Source organism: Photobacterium sp. DNB22_13_2 (genome assembly GCF_052873915.1).
Genome location: NZ_JBNNXU010000157.1, coordinates 1 through 267 on the forward strand (window position 1 = coordinate 1; position 267 = coordinate 267).

The following is a 267-nucleotide window of genomic DNA, read 5'->3' on the forward strand; positions in this document are numbered from 1 at the left end:
GCTCTTGCGCGGCCTTGAGCTTGGCATTGTGCTCCGCCTGCTTCTGAGCGTTCGCCTGTGCGTTGGCTGCACGTTGTGGCGCCTCAGCCTGGCGCTGCACTTCGTTCAGGCGCTGCTGTTCCTGCTTGTTCTGGAAGTCGGTGCGGTTCTTCTGCTCAGCAGCTTCGCGTTGCGGACGCTCAGCGTTGTACTGAGCCTCGCGGATGGCACGATCCTGATCGCGGCGAGCAGCGCGGTCGGCGCGCTCGGCTTCATCCAGTGCCAACT

At 64.0% G+C, this 267-nt stretch carries 1 protein-coding gene; it reads right to left on the reverse strand.

Features of this window, described 5'->3' with window-relative positions; genetic code table 11:
* A partial coding sequence (locus ACVA58_RS28190) for a hypothetical protein (protein ID WP_446513538.1) occupies positions 1-267 on the reverse strand: 267 nt, incomplete at both ends.